General features: G+C 63.0%; 8 protein-coding genes. 7 read left to right on the top strand and 1 reads right to left on the bottom strand.

Features of this window, described 5'->3' with window-relative positions; all coding sequences use genetic code 11:
* Positions 1-15: 15 nt before the first annotated feature.
* Complete coding sequence (locus AABA34_RS13420; protein ID WP_338303019.1) at positions 16-456, bottom strand: STAS domain-containing protein; 441 nt, start codon at positions 454-456, stop codon at positions 16-18.
* 360 nt (positions 457-816) lie between these two features.
* On the opposite strand from AABA34_RS13420, the gene AABA34_RS13415 reads away from it, so the two are divergent.
* From AABA34_RS13415 to AABA34_RS13385, 7 genes are all read left to right on the top strand, one after another.
* The gene (locus tag AABA34_RS13415) at positions 817-2,670 is read left to right on the top strand and encodes a ShlB/FhaC/HecB family hemolysin secretion/activation protein (protein WP_338304745.1); all 1,854 of its coding nucleotides are present in this window, start codon (positions 817-819) and stop codon (positions 2,668-2,670) included.
* Positions 2,671-2,672: 2 nt separating this feature from the next.
* Positions 2,673-12,083, top strand: a complete 9,411-nt coding sequence (locus AABA34_RS13410; protein WP_338303018.1) for a hypothetical protein — start codon at positions 2,673-2,675, stop codon at positions 12,081-12,083.
* A gap of 1 nt (position 12,084) precedes the next feature.
* Positions 12,085-15,150 (top strand): CHAT domain-containing protein, encoded by a 3,066-nt coding sequence (locus AABA34_RS13405; protein ID WP_338303017.1) that lies wholly within the window; start codon positions 12,085-12,087, stop codon positions 15,148-15,150.
* A 105-nt stretch (positions 15,151-15,255) separates the two neighbouring features.
* Positions 15,256-17,361, top strand: a complete 2,106-nt coding sequence (locus AABA34_RS13400; RefSeq protein ID WP_338303016.1) for an adenylate/guanylate cyclase domain-containing protein — start codon at positions 15,256-15,258, stop codon at positions 17,359-17,361.
* Positions 17,348-18,109 (top strand): hypothetical protein, encoded by a 762-nt coding sequence (locus AABA34_RS13395; protein WP_338303015.1) that lies wholly within the window; start codon positions 17,348-17,350, stop codon positions 18,107-18,109. The genes AABA34_RS13400 and AABA34_RS13395 overlap by 14 nt, the downstream gene beginning before the upstream one ends.
* A gap of 109 nt (positions 18,110-18,218) precedes the next feature.
* A complete protein-coding gene (locus AABA34_RS13390; RefSeq protein ID WP_252258292.1) occupies positions 18,219-18,581 on the top strand; it encodes a thiol-disulfide oxidoreductase DCC family protein in 363 nt (120 codons plus the stop codon).
* Between the two features lie 78 nt (positions 18,582-18,659).
* Complete coding sequence (locus tag AABA34_RS13385; RefSeq protein WP_034954971.1) at positions 18,660-19,823, top strand: alpha-hydroxy-acid oxidizing protein; 1,164 nt, start codon at positions 18,660-18,662, stop codon at positions 19,821-19,823.
* Positions 19,824-19,842: the final 19 nt, after the last annotated feature.

The following is a 19,842-nucleotide window of genomic DNA, read 5'->3' as shown; positions in this document are numbered from 1 at the left end:
CCCCTTTACCGCAAGCTAATTGCCGAGCGCATCCTCTATCGTATCTACCACGCGGAACACCATGTCGTATCGGCTGATCGCAAGAATTTCGCGCATCGTGTCATTCGGACGGGCAAGGACAATCGTGGTGCCGCTGCTCTGTCCGGCGCGCTGGGCGAGGGTCAGTGCGCGCAGGCCGCGCGACGACATGTAATCCACCTTTTCCAGATCGATGATCGCCGTGGCTGGTGCATCTTCCACTGCCGACAGCAGGAAATCCTTGAACGAATCGGCGGTCGATTCGTCGATCCGCCCGCTCGGCGCAAGCACTGCAGCGCCTGCGCGCTGCTCGGTATTCCAGTCCAGAGCGCTACCCGTCATCCGGCTTGCATAGCGCGGCTTTTGCAGAATGCCAATTGCCCTGCTCGCATGGTCATAGGCGCCAAGGACGGGCGAGATTTCGACGAGGTGCTGCACACTTCCTCCTGCGACTTATTGCGGTTGCCATCACAGGAGCAGCTAATCGTGAATTTTTTCCTATTGTCCGGTCGAATCCGGATCGGATTTGCAAAGTGCCAAAGCCATCTTGCGCCTCCCGTGGTCATAATGATGCGCAGACGAGAAATGCTGCCGAATTTGAGGAAAAGTTTTTGTCCGACAGGGTTGTTTTCGAACCGAAACGGAGTATTCACCCACGTAGCAATGGGTCGCCCGAAAAGGGCACGAACGTGGACAAAGCCACGCTGCACCGTTTTCGAGATCATAGCTGGGGCGTATAAACGCCTTGGGGGACGTTCGCGTCCGTTGGGGCGAAATCAGGGGGCAGTCTTGTCAAGCATGGATCAATTGTCGCATCGCTTTGCGTCGCAGGCGGAGGCGCCCTTGAGGGTGCGGTTTACCCATTTGGCTTCCGCTTTTGCTCTGGTTGCCGGGCTGGGTATGCCCACCACCGGTGCTCTTGCTCAGGCACAAGTTACCCCCATACCGCCGCAGGTTTCCCCGCCTCCGCGCAACCAGCTGATCCCGCCCGAGCAGCGCCGTGAGGAGCGCAGCGTCACCCTGACGATCGACGGCGATCTCGAGCGTGCGCCCTGTGTGCTCGATCGTGCCGAATATTCTGATATCCGCCTGACCTTGACCGGAGTCGAATTTTCCGGGCTGGATCGGGTGCCGGGACTTTCGCTGAGTTCGGCCTATGACGGTTATCTCAATCGCGAACTGCCGCTCGCGGTGCTTTGCGATATCCGCGCGCAAGCCAATTCGATCCTCCGCAGCAAGGGGTATCTGGCGACAGTCGAAATCCCCGAGCAGAACCTCAGCGATGGTATCGCCGATTTCGGAGTGGTGTTCGGCCGGCTGACGGGTCTGCGCGTGCGCGGCGATGCCGGGCCATCCGAAGCCGTGGTTGCCGCATATCTCGAAAAGCTGACCGAGCAGCCGGTGTTCAACACCAACGATGCCGAACGCTACCTGTTGCTGGCAGACGATCTGCCGGGTGTGAACGTGCGTCTTTCGCTGCGCCCTGCCGCAGGCGGCGCGCCGGGTGATCTGACCGGGGAAATCGCAGTTGTCCGCCAGTATGGCGCAATTGATCTGAACATCCAGAATTTCGGTTCGAAAGCGATTGGCCGGTTCGGCGGCCTGCTGCGGGTCGAAGCCTATGACCTCACCGGGCTGGGTGATCGCACCTCCGTTGCCCTGTTCTCGACCGTCGATTTCGTTGAACAGCAAACGGTGCAGCTTGCGCATGACTTTGCCATTGGTGGTGACGGGCTGCGGCTCGGTGCGCAGCTGACTTATAGCGAAACCAGCCCCGATCTGAACCTGCCCAATGTCGATCTCCAGTCGGAAACCGTTCTTGCGACAGTGCAGGCCAGCTATCCGCTCAAACGCTCGCGACGCTCCAGCATCTTTGCCTCGGCAGGGGTCGACATCGTCGACCAGAATGTCGACTTCAACCAGCTGCAACTGACGCGTGACCGGGTGCGGACAATGTTTGTCCGCCTGTCGGGCGACTGGACGGACGAACGCAGCATTCAGCGGCTCGACGGTTACAGCGCGTTCGAGCCGAAGATGCGTTTCCGCTATGGCGTGGAAGCGCGCCACGGCCTCGGCATTTTTTCGGCCAGCCCTGATTGCCGTTCAAACCCCCTGGTTTGCGTGGCCGGTGCAGCCGTGCCGCCGAGCCGGATCGAGGCCGATCCCACCCCGTTCCTGATGCGCTATGATGCCGGGTTCGAATTCCGCCCGGATCCGCTCATCACTTTCTCGCTTTCGGCGAGCGCACAGGTCACCAGCGATCCGCTGCCTGCGTTTGAGGAATACGCCGGGGGCAGCTTCTCGATCGGTCGCGGGTATGATCCCGGTTCGGTGCTGGGCGACAATGGCCTGGGTGTCGCAATGGAAGTCCGATACGGCTCCATGGCGCCCGCCGGTCCCGATGCTGTCGCAGTGCAGCCCTATGTGTTCAGCGATTTCGTCCGCACCTGGAACGAAGACCCGAGCCGCAGCCCGCTCAATCCCGACCGTCTGTGGTCCGCCGGTGGCGGGGTGCGCGCGGCCTGGGGGTCAAAGCTTCAGGGTGACGCCTTCCTTGCCGTGCCATTGCAGCGCCCTGATCTGGCGCCGCAGCTTGGCGATGTCCGCTTCATGGTCTCCGTGACCGCCCGTCTTCTTCCGTGGAGATTCTAACAATGGCCCGTTTGAACCAGAATCGTTCGAAACTGCTGCTCGGTTGCGGATCGGCGGCGCTTGCCATTGGCCTTGCCGCAGCTCCCGAGCGCGCGCAGGCGCAGGCGTTTCAGGCGACCGAATCCTTTGTCGACGGCTCGGGCAGTCGTACGCTGGGGTCCGGTACCGAAACGATCACGATCGATACCAACACCGCCATCATCGAATGGACCCCGGACGAGGACGGGCAGGGCAACGCGCTCGACTTCCTGCCGACAGGCAACACTGCGACGTTCCAGAACGGCGTGAACGTCTCCGATTTCGCGGTTCTGAACATCGTCCTGCCTTCCGCCAACGGCAATGTGACCGTGTTCGACGGCACGGTGATTTCGCAGCTGATCGATCCGGTAACCGGCGGCGTGACCCCGGGCGGGACGCTCGTATTCTATTCGCCGTCGGGGATTCTCGTCGGCAGCAATGCGGTTTTCGATGTCGGCAATCTGATCCTGACAACGCTCGATCCCACCACCACCTTCTCCGACTGGGCAGGGGCAGGGCAGACGGGAGAGCTCTTCCTTGGCACCGGCTCACCAACGACTGCCAGCATCAGCATCAATCCGGGTGCCCAGATCTTTGCCTCGGCAGAGAATTCCTATTTCGCGGTGGTGGCAGCCGAAGTGCAGATGCTCGGCACATCGCTGATCAACGGCAGTCAGGCCTATGTCGCGGGTGAGGCAGTCGGCCTGACCATTTCCAACGGCCTGTTCGATATCGTGATTCCGGTCGGCACCAGCGTTACGACTCCCGTCGTGATCGATGGCGATGTCGGCGGACCGTCGAGCACCGGAATTGGCGACAATCACCTGATTTACGCGGTGGCTGCGGCGCAGAACGATCCGATCAGCATGATCTTCCGCGGCAACCTCGGCTTTGCCCCGGCCGCCAGTGCCGGAATCGTCAATGGCGAGATCATTCTTTCTGCCAACTACAACGTCAGCGGGCGCACCGTCGATGGCGGCGCGATCGATCAGGGCATCAACGCGCTGTTCAACGCGAATTCGCAACTGACGGATGTCGCGGGCAGCATTTTCCTTGAAGATTTCGCGTCGAGCAGCAGCATCCTCGCAATCGCCAACGAAGAAGTGCAGGTCACCGCTTTCAACGGCCCAAGCTCGATCGACGGCAACCTGTTGATGGTGGGCCGGAATTTCTCCGAGCTTACGTCCAGCAATGGTCAGGTGTTCAACATCACCGGCGATGTTCTTGTGTCTGCTGACGCCTATGGCCGGGTTGATTTCGACCTGATCACGGGCGAAACCGATGCGACGGCGGGAACCGCGTTTATCGACGCGTTCCTCGGCGGCACGCTCAATATCGGCGGCAATGCCTTGGTCAGTGCGAGTGCGGTTGCCGGTTCGGATCTCTCCATTTTCAATTCCGGTATCGCGACGGGCGGTTCGGCTTCGGTGGGGTCAACGGGCGGGTTCCTCGATATCGCAGGCGTGGTCGAAGTTCTCGCCATCGCCAGCGAAGCACAGGTCGGATCCTATGCCGTAGGCGGAACGTTCAATGCAGGCACGGCGCGGGTCTTCGCATCCGATGGCGGTTTTGTAACCCTGGGCGATGACGTGTTCGTCATTGCCAGCGCCAACGGCACGATTGGTGATCAGATTGACGGCTCGACCGCATCCAGCGCGTTCGGTGGATTTGCTTCAGTTGATGCGCTGGGTTCGAGTTCTGTCGAAATTCAGGGCAATCTGGTGGCCGAGGCGAGAGCCAATGCGGGCACTTCGGCCGATGCCGGGCAAGGCGGTCTTGCGGATGCCGGTGTCACCTCACTCTTCGTTGACTCGGACGGCAGTATCTCCATCCTCAACTCGGTGACTCTGCGCGCTGATGCCTTTGGCGGGACCAATGCCTTCGGGCAGGGCGGCAATGCGCTGGGCGGCGCGTCGCGGGCTTTCACTCCCGCTGGCGGTACGATCAACATCGGTGGCGATTTCGAGGCTAGTTCTGCGGCTTTCGGCGGCGCCGGTACAAGCGGCGGCGATGCCACCGGCGGGACAGCCGGTATCGAAGCGCGGGTCGGCCTTGTCGATGTTGCGGGATCGGCGATCTCCTCATCGATCGCAAATGGCGGCGATGCCTTTTTCGGCTTCGGCGGAGCAGGCGGCAATGCAATTGGCGGCCTGTCGTTCCTTCAGGCAACGGGAACCCTCACGGCTTCGGCAACCCTCAACATCGGCGGTTCGGCGACGGTCGAATCCACCGCCCGCGGCGGCACAGGCGGTCAGGGTGACGGCAGCACAATCGCTGCTGGTCGCGGCGGTGACGGTACCGCCGGACAATTCGGCACGCCCAACCAGGCTGATCCGGCGTTCAACAATGGCGCATTCGTGCTGGGCGGCGGCGACAACGGCAATCTGTCGATCGGGCTGACGACCAACATTTTCAACTTCGGCGTCGGCGGCAACGGCGGCAACGGCGGTCTTGGCCAGGCGGGCGGCGATGGCGGCACCGGTACGGGCGGCACTGCGCAGGCTGGTCAGGCGCTGCTGGGCGGCGACGGTTCGGTCGGCGCGGGCGTCGTCAGTTTCGGCGATGTCTTCATCACTGCAAACGGCGAAGGCGGCAATGGCGGCTTTGGCGGCAGCACGGGTGATCCGCGCGGCAATGGCGGCGACGGCAACGGCTTCGGCGCGTTCTTCACCGCACGTGCGGGTTCGATTACTGCCGGGAATGTCGATGTAACCGCCGGCGGCGTCGGGGGCGAAGGTAATGTCGGCGGCATCGGCACAGGCGGCTTTGCCTCGGTGCAGGCCAGCTTTGGCGCGGACGTCCAAATGGCTTCGCTCGAAGTCATTGCAGCTGCAACCGGCGGCAGCGGTGACATCGAAGGCGGCGCCGCAATCGCTGGCGAAGCGGAGTTGAACCTTAATGGCGGTTTGATCGCCGTCACGGGGGATGCGACTTTCGACGCCAATGCAGCGGGCGGTTTTGGTTTCAATGGTGTGGGCGGCGCAGCAACCGGCGGGATCGCGGAGGTCGCCGTCGTCGAAGACACTTCGTCGGTTTCCGTGAATGGCTTCACCCTGCTTCGTTCCACCGCGCAGGCGGGATCGGGCAGTTCTGCACTGGCAGGCGCACTGGCGACTGGCGGCACTTCGATCGTCAACGTCCTCAGCCAGGGAAGCGCGGATTTCGGCTTCATCAATCTGGATGCCAGCGCACGCGGCGGTGACAATTTCGGCACCGGCGTCGGCGGTGACGGGATTGGCGGCGCCCGTGCGTTTGCCTTCGTCAACAACGGCGGCAGCTTCAACGCGGTAGATTTCTTCGCCAACTCCAACGGCGTTGGCGGTGATGGCGTTGGTGGCGGCAACGGCTTTGGCGGCGTGTCCGGACTTCAGGTGCTCTTCGGCACAGCTTCTATCCAGACCACCGCAACAGCGGATGCCTCGGGGATCGGCGGCAACGCTCTCACCTCGGGCTTTGGCGGCGATGGCGGGACCGGCACGGGCGGCAAGGCCGTGATCGTCGGCCAAGGAACGCAGGCCGATAGCGGGTCGGTGGTGATCGGTGGCGATGCGAACGTCCTTGCCAACGGCTTTGGCGGTTTGGGCGGCCAGGGTGATGGTTCGACCATTCTTGCCGGGCGCGGCGGCGACGGCGTTGCAGGGCTCTTCAGTGCAACCGTTGCGAGCGATCCCACCGAAAGCAGCGGCGCGGCGCTGATCGCGGGTGCGGACAACGGCAATCTGGAAGTCGGCGGCAATTCGACGGTTCAGGCGCGCGGGTTTGGCGGCGGGGGCGGCAGCGGCGGCCTCGGCCAGGCTGGCGGCGACGGCGGTAACGGCACCGGCGGCAGCGCGACTGCGGGCCTGTTGGTGCAGGGCACCGACGGAACCGTAGGCATCGGCAGCGCGACCTATGGCGACGTGTTTGTCGATACCAGCAGCTTTGGCGGCAGTGGCGGCTTCGGCGGGTCGACGACCGATCCCGAAGGTAACGGCGGCACCGGTCTTGGCGGACGGGCGCTGGTTTCGGGTGCCCTGGGAACGCTGGTCGGCGGCAATGTCACTACCTTCTCTGACGGCGTCGGAGGCAATGGCGCGATCGGCGGCGATGGCATCGGTGGCGAACGCTCGGGGATTTTCACCAATGGCGGTGGAACCATCACGCTCGACAGTTTCTCTGCCTACGCGATTGGGCGCGGCGGCGTGGGCTCGATCGGGCGCGGGGGTGACGGCACCGGCGGCCAGGCCTTCATGGGCTTCCAGGACGGCGATACCGAAGTCACCGGAGATGTCTTCATCAACGCGAACGGCATCGGCGGCAGCTCGCGCACGGGCGATGGCGGTGATGGCACCGGCGGCGTTGCCGACATCGCGATTTTCTCTCCGATTTTCGGCAATGGTGTCATCGGCGGGCATGCCCGGATATTTGCCAACGGTATTGGCGGCGGTGGAGGCCAGGATGCGACCGGCGGTGTCGGCACAGGCGGGGAAGCCTTCATTCAGGCGCAAGCTGGCGGCCTCGTGTCGGTCGGTTCGGCACAGGTCAACGCGGTTGGCCAGGGCGGAACCGGTGCGGTGTTCGAGGATGATGGCAGCTTTACGACCTTAACTGCCGCAGGCGGTGACGGGTTCGGCGGTGTTGCCGACATCCGCGCCTTCGACACCGGCAGTCGCGTGGTGATCGAACGCAATGTCCCTGCGCAATTCTTTGATCCTGTCGGCCTCGCGACGCTCCTTTCCGCATCCGGCTTTGGCGGCAATGCAACCGGCGGCACGGGCATTGGCGGCGACGGGACGGGCGGCGAAGCCGTTATCTCGGCCACCACCGGAGCTTCCATCGAATTCTCGCTCGATCCGGCGAATGATCCCGATCCGATTGGCGCCATACGAATCCACTCACGCGGGCGTGGCGGCCACAGCTCTGTCGACGGCGGCGCTGGCGGTCAGGCCATCGGCGGGCTTGGCATGATCGAAGTCGATGGCGGTTCGGTCAGCATGGGTGCAACCATCTTCTCGATGTTTGCCCAGGGCGGCTTCAGCCTCGATCAGAACCTCAACATCACCGGCGGTGATGCCTTTGGCGGCGAACGCGTGGTTTCCGTCACCAATGGCGGCACGCTGACGGCTGAACTCAATGGCGGCGTATCTGGAGCCGTTGGCGGCGATGGCTCTGGCACCGGAAACGGTGGCGATGCCGTCGGCGGGATCGCTTCCACCCTGATCGACAACGCAACCTACAACATGGTTGGTCGCAACATCGTGGTCGATCAGTCGACCGGCGGTGCTGGTGCCATTGGCGGCAGTGTAACTCCAGGATCAGTCAGTTTCACAGCGGTGGGAGCAACGATAAACGGCATCGCCAACGCGAATGGCGAATCCGCGTTGATCGTTGGCGGAATTAACTCGGGCGGTTTCGGCGAGTCGCTTGGTGGAAGCGCTGTCGGTGCGACTGTCGATATCCTGATTGGCGAAACCCAGTGGATCGGTGGAGCTTTGCTGGCTGATGCTTCTGCCCAAGGCGGATCGGCTGGTAGCAGCAATGGGACTGGTGGCGACGCTACGAGTGGTAGCCTCACCGTCTCTATTGCGGATTCAAACCTTCAGCTTGCGACGCAGCCGGATACGGGTGGCGGCCAGTTCCCAGGGTTGACCAATTCAATTTCTTCCACAGCGACAGGCGGCTCAGGCGGCTTTGGTGGTGATGCTCTGGCCGGCAGCGTCCAGGTCGATGTCGTCAACAGCACGATCTCTATCGCATCGAGCGCGACCCAGCCCGGCTCGCTGGAAATAGGCAACCTGACATTCGGAGGATTTGGTGACCTGTCGGGCGGCTCGGCACTTGGCGGACCGGCGCTGGTGAAGCTTGACGGCACAACAATCGATTCGGACATACTCAGGGTCTTGGCCAATTCCACGGGAGGAGACAGCTTCGGTCTGGATGGTACGGGTGACGGCGGTGATGCCGTTGCGGGGACGGCGTTGCTTGAATTCCTCGGCGGCAGTTCGATCATCAATTCCGATGTGACCGTGGAAGCAACCGGCTTCGGCGGTTCCTCCGGTGGCGGCGACGGTGCGACCGGAACCGGCGGGACTGCGGGGATCAGCGCGCGCCCACTCGATCCTTCGATCGTTTCAGGTACGATCACCGGCCACACCAATGTGCTGGCAAGTGGCTTTGGCGGCGGCGGCGACACTGGGGCAATCGGTGGCCTTGGATCAGGCGGCTTGGCCTATGCACGAGCCGAGCAAGGCGGCACACTCTCCCTTGGCTCTGCCCAGGTAGCAGCAATCGGGGTCGGTGGATCGGGCGCAACGTTTGACGTCGACGGCTCAACCGTCACGCTCTTGGCCGCGGGCGGCGACGGCGTAGGCGGTTTTGCGGAAATCTCCGCTTCGGGAACGGACAGCCTGCTGCAAGTCGAGCGCAACACACCGACCAGTGCGGCATTCCCCGGCTTCTTCGAAGTTTTACTCTCCGCCTCCGGCATCGGCGGCGATGCAACAGGTGGTTCGGGCATAGGTGGGCTCGGAGACGGCGGCGAGGTGCTGCTCGCAGCGACTGGCGGCGGAACAGTAGAACTTCCGCTTGATCCGGCAGCCGATCCCAATTCGGCAAGTGCCATCCGGGTGATCGCACGCGGTATCGGTGGGGGAAGCTCGGTCGAAGGCGGTGCAGGTGGCGATGCCTCCGGTGGCATCGGAACGATCAGTGTCGATGGCGGCACGCTCAGCATGGGCACGACCATCTTCTCGATGTTCAGCCAGGGCGGCAGCAGCCTCGATACAAACCTCAACATCGACGGTGGTGACGCGACCGGTGGCCAGCGCGCGATCACCGTCACCAATGGCGGCACCTTGACCGCCGAACTGGCAGGCGGCGTGTCCGGCGGTGTCGGCGGCAATGGTTCGGGCACCGGCAATGGCGGTGATGTCATTGGTGGCACCGCGACCCTTTTGGTCGACAATTCCACCCTAAACCTGGTCGGTCGCAGCGTCGTGACTGACCTGTCTACCGGCGGGAACGGGGCGATCGGTGGCAGCATCACCAATCGCGGCATAGTCAATTTCACGGCGATCGGTTCGACCGTGAATGTCCTGCCCAATGCAGCGGGCTTGGCGGAGGTCAGCATCGGCGGTTCGGCGTTTGGCGGCACCGGCGTGACACAGGGTGGCACGGCGCTTGGCGCGATCGTCAATGTCGAGATCAACGAAAGCGACTGGAACGGCGGCAGATTCACCGTAAGCGCATCGGCCATCGGCGGCGATGCGACCGGGCCGGGCGGGATTGGCGGCAATGCCGAAGCGCATCCGCTGTTCTTCGTCGGAACGACCTCCAACTTCTCGCTGGTTGGTGAAAGCAGCATTCTTTCGAATGCAGTCGGAGGGGCAGGGGCCATCGGCGGCACCGCAGATGCCGGTTTCGCCAGCCTCGACCTGCTGGAAACCAATTTCTCAATCGATCCGGATACCGCTGGCGTCTCGCGCCTGCTTATTTCGGCCTTTGCCGATGGCGGTGCGGGCGATGAGAACGGTGACGCGTTCGGCGGAACGGCGCAGCTGCTGCTGTTCGACTCCACGCTGTCGGCGGACATCATAGATCTGGATAGCGGCGCTGACGGATCGGCAACGGTCACTAACGGAGTTGGCGGCTTCGCCAACGCCGGTCGTTCGGAAGCGATCATCGAGAACAATTCCTCGCTGAATGCCTTTGAATTCAGCCTGTTGAGCAGCGGGATTACGTCGATCGGCGATGGCGCAAGCGGGGGCGTCGCGTCACTCGACATCGCTTCACCAAGCGGAGGCGTTCCGAGCGTGGAGGTGGCGAACCTCACGCTCGAAGCCGACGCGACCGGAGGATTTACCTCGACCCCGCTCAATTTCGCAGGCGTGATTGCGGCGCGGGTGACTTCGGGCGACCTGCTGGTCGACGCGCTGAATGGCAGCGCGATTGGCGATACGCTGGGCGAACAGGGAACCTCGCTGCTGCTGGCCAATGGCGGCAGCATCCGGGTGATCGAGGCAATGTCGATCAACACGCTCGACAGCTTCCTGATCCAGACCGGGAACGGCGGCATCATCGGCGGGCCTGATGTGAACGATCCGACTGCGATCATCTCGATCCAGTCGCAGGGGACGATCAGCATCCTTGGCGATGATGACAATGCTATCAGCTTCGGCGGGGCCATCCTCAATCTCGCGTCAAGCGATATCGTGATCGAGAACGGCGCGCGCGTCGGTGCCTTCACCATGAACTTCCAATCGCTGAACGAGGATGCTCCGGCAATCCTTGGCGGTGGCGGAACGCCGATCGGCGGGGTAACCGGGGAAGGCTACTCGCTGATCGGTGAAGAGCTTGACCGGCTTGAGGTTGGCTCTTTCAACTTCGTGCAGCCCAATGTCGCTCAAAGCGGGCCCAACGATCCCGACCTGATCCTGCGCGATCTGCTGGGTGCCGGTTCGCTCGACAATGGTGTCTCGAATGTCGTGGTCAGCGTGGCCGGGCCGGGCGGTGTCGCCCGCGTCGAAGGGCAGGTTGTGCTGGCGGATTCGGGCGCGGACGACAGCTTCAGCCTGTTCGCCCAGGATCGTATCGAGATCGTGACGCCAGGCGGACTTGCGCTGCTCGATCCGAACAGCCGTCCGACGGGGACGATCTTCCTCGGCTCCAGCAACATCTGGATCGCGGACAGCGACATGATCGCGCTGCTTCAGGATAATCCGACGTTTACGGGCCGCAATGATCAGCTTGCTGTGGCTGCGGCCGGCAGTGACGACCCGCTCGGCTATCTGCGTGCGGGCGGAGTGGTGCTTGAAGTCGGCCAGTCGCTGCTGGTTCGCAACACCGGCACGGCAACCGCGCAGGGCGGTATTCTTGTCGGTGACGGCGGGTTGACCATTCGCGGGACGAGCGGCACTGAACTGGATGTCTTCGCCTATGGTGCGCGGATTGATGCGGCAGGCAATCTGATTGTCGGCCAGGCATTCTTCGACGAAGTGGTATTCGATGACGGAACCGGTTCGGGCAGCGGTTCGACGCTGTATTCGGCCGAATCCGAATTCAACGATTGCCTCATCAACACCCGTGATTGCGGCACGACTGTCGATCCTGATCCGGATCCCGATCCCGATCCCGATCCCGATCCGGACCCCGATCCCGATCCGATCGAGGAAGAAGTCGAAGAGCAGGTCGCCGTGGTCAACAACCCCTCGGTCGTCGAGGCGGCCGTTGCAACGACCCAGCCGGTTCCGACCACCGAGCAGGAAAGCGATGACGACTTCGGCTTCGACTTCCCGGGCCTCGTTTCCGAGCCTGAAAATGAGGAAGAGACCGAGGTTGACGATCCTGTAGCTGCGGGCGGCGACGCCTCGCTCTACAGCCAGGGCAATATCGGCACCGTCCGGGTGGAGGATAACTGAAATGGTCAAGACACCGATCAAGGCGACGCTTTCGCTGTGCACGGCCATCGCGGTTGGGGCGGCAGCCCTATGGGCAACTCCCAACACCGCGCAAGTCGCGCAGCAGCGTTCGATCAGTCTGCGCGACACCTTTCCGGTCGGCTCGAACGGGCTGTGCGAGGCGCAGATCCAGGCTCCCGAAGCCGGAGCGGGTCTGTTCGATCGCAAGTACAACATCCTCTGCCGTGACGCGGCCGCTTCAATCGGCACCATGTGGGTCGTGCGCGGCCAGGTTGCCGATCAGGCTGCGGAACGGTTTGTCGGGCCCGGTGCGACCTGCACCGAGCGCGCCGGAGCAGAAATTCCGGCCGGTCTTCCCGGCGGCAAGAGGCTGATCTGCTCGCGCGAGGGCAGCATTATCCGCACCGAGCTGCTGGTAGGCGAAGTCGGCAACCGCACCTATGCGGCTTCCGGCCTGTCAGCCTATGGTACGGCGCTCGAACTGGGCGTCGCTTCGCTGGCGACCGATCAGATCGTGCCCGGCACGGTCGACATCCCACTGACCCAGACGACTGACTCGCTCGCCTTCATCCGGCAGCAGGCGGAATCGATCACCGCCGATCAGGCGCTGGTCGAAGCCTATCGCCGCGCCAACAGCGGCGAATTCGCGGAAGCGGCGGAATTCTTCGCGGCCTCAGCGGCAACGCTGAGCGGCAACAGCGAGATCGAGGCACGCCTCAACGAAGGGCTGCTGCAATCGAACATCGGCAATTTTGCCGAGGCGCAGCGACGCTTCAACCAGACCCGCGAAGGCGCGGCGGCAACTCCCGTGCTGGCCCGGCTTCAGCGCAATTACGAAGCCATCGATGCACTGAACCGCGGCGAGCCGGCACAGGCGCTGCAAATCCTCAACACGCCTCTGCGCAGCGAATTCGGTGACACGGGCGCTCTGCGTGAGCTCAAGATCGGCCCGGCAATGGCACGGCGGCTTTCGGCTGAAAGCGACGCGATCTCGAGCGCTTCGATTTCTTCCAGCCTGACCCCGCTCGAGCGGGCGCAACTGCTCGACGGACAGGCCGATTATCTGCGCGCCACCGGTCAACGCCTGCTGGGCAACAGCGGCGATGCGGCTGTGACACTGGCGCGGGCCAATGAAACCCTTGCCGAAGTTCGCGGCGGGAAGATTGTCTCGATGGTGTGGCTGCGCGCCCAGGTGTTGGGCGAACTGGCAGAAATCTCGGAAGACAACGGCCAGAATGCCGAGGCTGAGGCGCTGCACAAGCAGGGCATTGGCCTGCTTGCCGGGGCCTATCCCGAATCCCCGGCGCTCTACAGTGCGCAGGCCCAACTCGCCGCGTTCTATTCGCGGACGGGCCGCAGCAGCGACGCGATCGCGCTCTATCGCGATATCGTTGCCGAAGCGGAAGGCAGGCCGGCGCCCACGCTGCGCAGCTACATGTCCAACTATTTCGGCCTGCTGCTGGAAGACGGCGCTAATGCCGCAGCAGCATCGGATATCTTTTCGGCCAGCCAGCTGCTTCTGCGTCCCGGTCTTGCGCAGACGCAGGCCGTGCTTGCCCGCGAATTGTCGGGCGGCAGCGACGAAGCCTCGCAGCTGTTCCGCCGCAGCGTCAACATCGGTCGTTCGATCCAGCGCATGCGTGCCTCGATTGTCCAGATCGAAGGCGAAGCCGCGGTCAATCCGCAGGCCGAAGTGATCCTGGCAGAGCGCCAGCAGCGGCTTGATGGTTTGCTGAGCCAGCAGGCCGAAGTGCTTCAGAAGCTGGCCGAATATCCGCGTTTCCGCGCGGTGTCGGGCGGTGCGATCAATCTTGAAGGGATGCAGAGCATCCTGCGCAACGACGAAGCCTATGTGAAAATGGTCGCGCTCGATAACGAGGCCTACATGGTCTACATCGCGCATGACGACGCGCTGGCTTACAAGATCGATGCCACTCCTGAACAGCTTGAGGAGATGGTGTTGAAGATCCGCGAAAGCATCGCCATCGCCGAAGGCGGGCAGGTGCTGACCTTCCCCTTCGACATGGAAACGTCGCGCGATCTCTACGTCCGCCTGTTCGAGCCGGTGGCTGATCGTCTGCCAGGGCGCAAGCATATCGTCTTCGAGCCTGATGGCGCGATGCTGAAGCTGCCGATCAACCTGCTGGTGACCGACGATGAAAGCGTCGAGCGTTATCAGGCCCAGCTCGAAACGCCCGAAGGTGATGACTACAACTTCACCGGCGTCGCCTGGCTGGGACGGAACTCGCAGATCAGCACCTCGGTTGCACCGACGGCGTTCCGCGATGTCCGTGCCGCGCCGCGCAGCTCTGCGCGCAAGGCCTATCTGGGGCTGGGCGAGAACACCCCGATCAACGACACGCCCGGTGTTTCCAACGGCACGCGTTCGGCGCTGGCCGGGGGTGAAAACTGCCTGTGGTCGGAGAATATCTGGTCGAACCCGATCAAGTCGGACGAACTGTATGATGCCGCCCAACGCCTTGGCGGGGGGCAGGCTGCGACCACCACCGTTCTGACCAAAACCGGCTTTACCGACACGGCGATCAAGTCGCGCGAAGACCTGAGCGATTATCGCATCCTGCACTTCGCGACTCACGGCCTCGTCACCGCGCCGCAGCCGGAATGTCCGCCGCGCCCGGCGCTGCTGACTTCGTTTGAGCCGGAAGGCGATTCTGACGGCCTGCTGACCTTCGCCGAGATTTTCGGCCTGCGGATCGATGCCGACCTTGTGATCCTTTCCGCCTGCGACACCGCAGGCAGCGCCACCGTCGGTGCGACGCTGGAAGCCGGGATCACCTCGGGCGGCAACTTTGCGCTGGATGGCCTTGTGCGTGCCTTTGTCGGTGCGGGCGGGCGGACGGTGCTGGCCAGCCACTGGCCGGTGCCTGACGATTTCGACGCGACCAAGCGCCTGATCGGCGGCCTGTTCGATGTCGCCGACAGCGAAACGGCAGAGGCGCTGCGGCGTTCGCAGTTGGAATTGATGGACGACCCGCAAACCTCGCACCCGTTCTACTGGTCGGCCTTCGCGGTTGTTGGTGACGGTTCGGTAAAGGTCACGCGCTAATCCACCTCCGACAGGGGCCGTGTTCCGGAATACTGGAATTCGGTTCCTTATCGGCTTGCGCCGCCAGTGCTAAACGGCTTTGGTGCGCGCCACGGGGGATAGTCCATGACAGAAGAATCTGGCGGCAAGGCTAAGCGGGGCGGATTGCTCGCCCGTGGCTGGCGTAGTGTGCGTGAGGCGGGCAAGCTACAGCTTCTCGCCACCGTACTCATGCTGGTGCTGGCACTGTTCATCGCCCGCTTCAGCTGGACGCTGCCCGGAAGCGACGAACCCACCCCGCTCACCAATGATGCGGAACGCGCCCTGTATGATACCCGCGCTTACCTCGCGGCGGATATGGTGGAGCAGGATGATCGCATCATCCTCGTGGTCTATGACGATCAGGCGCTGATCAATCTTGAACAGCGATCTCCCTTGCCGCGCGATGCGCTGGCCGAAGCGCTAGGCAATCTCGACAAGATGGGAGCCAAGGCGATCGGGATCGATATCCTGTTCGATCAGCCGCAAAAGGATGACGAACTGCTGATCGAGACCTTGCGAAACATGCAGACCCCGACTGCGGTCGGCTATGCCAATGTGGAGACCAATGCGAGCGACATTGTCTACGAACAGCAGGTCTTTCTCGAAGAATTCATGGCCGCGCTCGAAGGCACCAATTCGCGCCCGGCCAGCATCCGGCTCGACAATTCGTTTGGCGCGACGCGCATCTGGCCCACCATCGAACCCGACCTGCCTCCGCTGCTGGGGCGCGCGATGCTGGAAGATGCCGGAGGGCCGGTCGAAGCATTCGAGGGATACGAAGGTTCGATCGTGTACCGCCGCGCCTTGCGTGCCGGACTGGACGAGATGGACGACGGGGCAGGGCAGGACCAGGGCAATATCGAAGAGCCGTTGTTCCAGTCGATCTCGATCGAGCTTTTCCTCGATCTCGATCCGGCGGTGGCCGAATTCGTGGCGCAGCAGATCGAAGGCAAATACGTCCTGATCGGCGGAGACATTGTCGATTACGACCGGGTTGAAACCTCTATCACGCCCTGGACCGGCTTCGAGCCTGCGGGGCTTTCCGTCCATGGCGAAATCATCGCCCAGATGCTCGACGGCAAGGTGTTGCCGCAGGTTCCGGAATGGGCGCTGTGGATGATGGCCGTGCTGGTGGTGGCCACCGCCGCGCTGACGGCCTTGCTCGAATGGCCCGCGCCAAAGCTGGTGCCGCTGCTGCTGCTGTTGGCGGTGATGTTCGTGGGCATCCCGTTCTGGCTGCATTTCAACGACGTCGATACCTACGGGCTTCCGGCAGTCGGATGGCTGGTGGGATGGATCATTGCCTTCACCGCGGTAACCGCGGCGGCGCGATCCGCCGGGGCCGCGCAGCGCAGCTTTGCGCAAGGGGCGCTGGGCAAATACATCCCGCGCGATATCGCGCAGCAGATCATCGATCAGCCCGAACTGCTTTCGCTGGGCGGCGAAAAGCGCGAAATCTACGTGCTGTTCAGCGATCTTGAGGGCTTCACCAAGATGAGCCACGCGATCCCGCCGGAAATGGTCGCCAAGCTGCTCAACCGCTATCTCGAGATGCTCAGCAAGGTCGTGCTCGATCATGGCGGAGTGATCGACAAGTACGTGGGCGATGCGGTGGTAGCATTCTGGGGGGCGCCGATCGCTCGTCCGGATGATGCCGAACGCGCGACCAAGGCCGGTTATGCGATGTGGCAGGCGGGCGAGGATTTCCGCCGCGAAGTCGCCGAGATGGACCCGAATCTGCCAAAGATCGGGAAAACTCGCGTCGGTTTGCATTTTGGCGAAGCCGTTGTCGGAAATTTTGGCGGAGATACGCGCATCCAGTACACGGCGCTGGGCGACAGCATGAACACCGCCGCAAGACTGGAGGCAGCGAACAAGCCACTCGATTCCAATGTCTCCGCCAGCCGGGAATTCATTGAAAAATCAAACCCTGACTGGTGGGTCCCGATGGGGCGCATCGTGCTGCGTGGGCGGGCAAGGCCGGTCGACATATACCATCCCCGGCCCGATCTGCCGGAGGAAGACCGCGAGGCGCTGGCCGAAATCGCTCAGCTTAGCGACAGCAAACATGACGTAGCCGTACAATCATTGGACGCGCTGATCGCTAGGCATCCTGACGATAAGGCGCTACGTAATTACGCGACACGCATTCGCAATTTGAACGATGGGGGAGCTTATGTTCTCGGATAAATTCAAGACCCGCGCAGCAGGAGTGGCATTGGCCGCCGCCGTGCTTGCCGTGGTCCCGTCTGCTGCACAGGCCGGCGTGGTGGTTAAATCAAGCGGCCCTTCGGCAGGGGATTACCCGGTCGGACGGCAAGTCGCCGATTCCGCCACCATCACCCTGCGGGCAGGGGATCGCATCACCGTTCTGACCGATGATGGTACGAAGGTAATGCAGGGGCCGGGCACCTTCACCGTGGGCGAAGGGGCAACCCGCACTCGCGCACGATTCTCCAACCTCACCCGCCGGCAGGCACGCAGCGTGCGCACCGGGGCCGTTCGCGGTGCCGGGGAAGGCGTGGCGCGCAGCCCGAACCTGTGGTTCGTCAATGTCGCGGCATCGGGCACCATGTGCCTGTATGACATGAGCGCGGTGCGGCTGTGGCGTCCGGATGCGACCGGGGCGCAGACCTATACGATCATGGATCCTGCCACCAACGCCTCGCTCGAAGTGCCCTTCGTCGAAAGCGAAGCGGTGCGCGCGCTCGATCCCGAAGGCATGCAGCTGATGGGCGGTACCAATTACACCATCTCCACTCAGTCGCCTGCGACCGAGGATGGTGAAGCGGAAACCACCTCCGTCAGCGTGAACTTCGTGACGCTGACCGAAGAATACGAAGCGCCCGACCAGCTGGCTCAGGCTCTGATCGCCAATGGCTGCACCATGCAGGTCGAACTGCTGGCGGACACGCTCGAAGCGTCTGTCACTCCCTGACGGGCCGCGATAGAACGGAAATGGGAAGGGCGCGCCGCAGGGTGCGCCCTTTTCCGTTCGGGCTCCCGGCCCCCTTGAAACCTGCCGCTTGATGCGCACATGCCTTGGCATGGAAGCCTCCGCACAGCCGCGCCTGAAAGTCTGGTACGACGGTGCTTGCCCGCTCTGTCGGCGCGAGATCGAGCTGATGCAGCGGCTTGACCGGCGCGGTGCGATTGATTTTGTGGACGTTGCGGGCGATGCCGATCCGTCCTGTCCGATCGACAAGGCCCAGTTGCTTGCCCGCTTCCATGCCGAGGAGAATGGCGAAGTCCTGTCCGGAGCGGCGGCCTTTGCAGCGATGTGGCGGGCGATTCCCCCCTTGCGTACGATCGGCCTGATAGCACGCAATCGCCATGTGCTCGCGGTGCTTGAAAAGCTTTACCTGCTGTTCCTGAAAGTGCGCCCGACGCTCCAGAAGCTTGCCCGCTAGGGCGCGAAAAGACTTGCCGCCGATCCTGCTATCGGCTCTTTTGCCGACAAGAGAAAAACAAGGGAGAGGACCGCACCGATGAGCAATTTCGGCGGCATGCAGAACGAAATCTACAACGCCGGATTGCAGGGCATATTGCCCGATTATCCGGTCGATTTCGCAACGCTCGAACAACGCGCGCACGAAGCATTGGGCCCGATGCTGACCAATTACGTCGCGGGCGGATGCGGTGATGAACACACGCAGGACACCAACGCCAGCGCGTTTCACCACTGGGGCATGGTGCCGCGCATGATGGTCGATTGCTCGACCCGTGATCTGTCGATCGACCTGTTCGGCATGAAGCTGCCGACACCGCTTTTCATGGCGCCCATCGGCCTCAATGGCGAAGCGACGCAGGATCGCCACGGCGACATGGCGGCCGCACGTGCATCGGCGATGACGGGCGTGCCGTTCTGCGTTTCCACCTTGTCGAACGATCCGATGGAGCAGGTGTTCGACGCATGCGGCGATACCCCTGCCTTCTTCCAGCTTTATACCCCGCGCAACCGCGAACTGGCGGAGAGCCTGATCAAACGGGCCGAAGCGTCGGGCGCCAAGGCGATCGTGGTCACTTTGGACACCTGGCTTACCGGTTGGCGTCCGCGCGATCTCAATGCGTCGAACTTTCCGCAATTGCGCGGCAAGGTGATGCAGAACTACTTTTCCGATCCGGTGTTCCGTTCGATGCTCGACAAGCCGCCGGAGGAAGACCCGAAAGCGGCGATCATGCTGTTTGCGGCGATCTTTGGCCAGGTGCTCACCTGGGATGACATGGCGTGGTTCAAATCGGTGACCGATCTGCCGATCGTGTTGAAAGGCATCTGCCACCCCGATGATGCGCGGCGTGCCGTCGATAGCGGGGCGGATGCGGTCTATTGCTCCAATCACGGCGGCAGGCAGGCCAATGGGGGGATCGCGACCATCGACCTGCTCGAAGACGTGGTGAAGGCCAGCGGCGACACGCCGGTACTGTTTGACAGCGGCGTCCGATCCGGCACCGACGCTGTCAAGGCGCTGGCGCTGGGCGCGACAGCCGTGGGTGTGGGCCGGCCCTATACCTATGGCCTCGCCATCGGCGGGGCCGCGGGAGCGGCGTGGGTCTTGCGCTGCATACTGGCGGAGGCTGACCTGCTGATGGCCGTCAATGGCTATCCGACTCTTGCCGATGTGCGCTCAGCCGGGGCTAAACGCACCGCTTAGGCGCACTTTTGAAAGCAAT

Origin of the sequence: Erythrobacter sp. Dej080120_24, assembly GCF_036322605.1 — a bacterium.
GTDB lineage: Bacteria > Pseudomonadota > Alphaproteobacteria > Sphingomonadales > Sphingomonadaceae > Erythrobacter > Erythrobacter aurantius.
The sequence above is the reverse complement of the archived record's forward strand: the minus strand, read 5'-3'. Positions and strand labels throughout refer to the sequence as shown.

Coding starts and splice junctions, on each gene's coding strand:
- AABA34_RS13415 (WP_338304745.1), top strand. CDS start 817: ATGGATCAATTGTCGCATCGCTTTGCGTCGCAGGCGGAGGCGCCCTTG.
- AABA34_RS13410 (WP_338303018.1), top strand. CDS start 2,673: ATGGCCCGTTTGAACCAGAATCGTTCGAAACTGCTGCTCGGTTGCGGA.
- AABA34_RS13405 (WP_338303017.1), top strand. CDS start 12,085: ATGGTCAAGACACCGATCAAGGCGACGCTTTCGCTGTGCACGGCCATC.
- AABA34_RS13400 (WP_338303016.1), top strand. CDS start 15,256: ATGACAGAAGAATCTGGCGGCAAGGCTAAGCGGGGCGGATTGCTCGCC.
- AABA34_RS13395 (WP_338303015.1), top strand. CDS start 17,348: ATGTTCTCGGATAAATTCAAGACCCGCGCAGCAGGAGTGGCATTGGCC.
- AABA34_RS13390 (WP_252258292.1), top strand. CDS start 18,219: ATGGAAGCCTCCGCACAGCCGCGCCTGAAAGTCTGGTACGACGGTGCT.
- AABA34_RS13385 (WP_034954971.1), top strand. CDS start 18,660: ATGAGCAATTTCGGCGGCATGCAGAACGAAATCTACAACGCCGGATTG.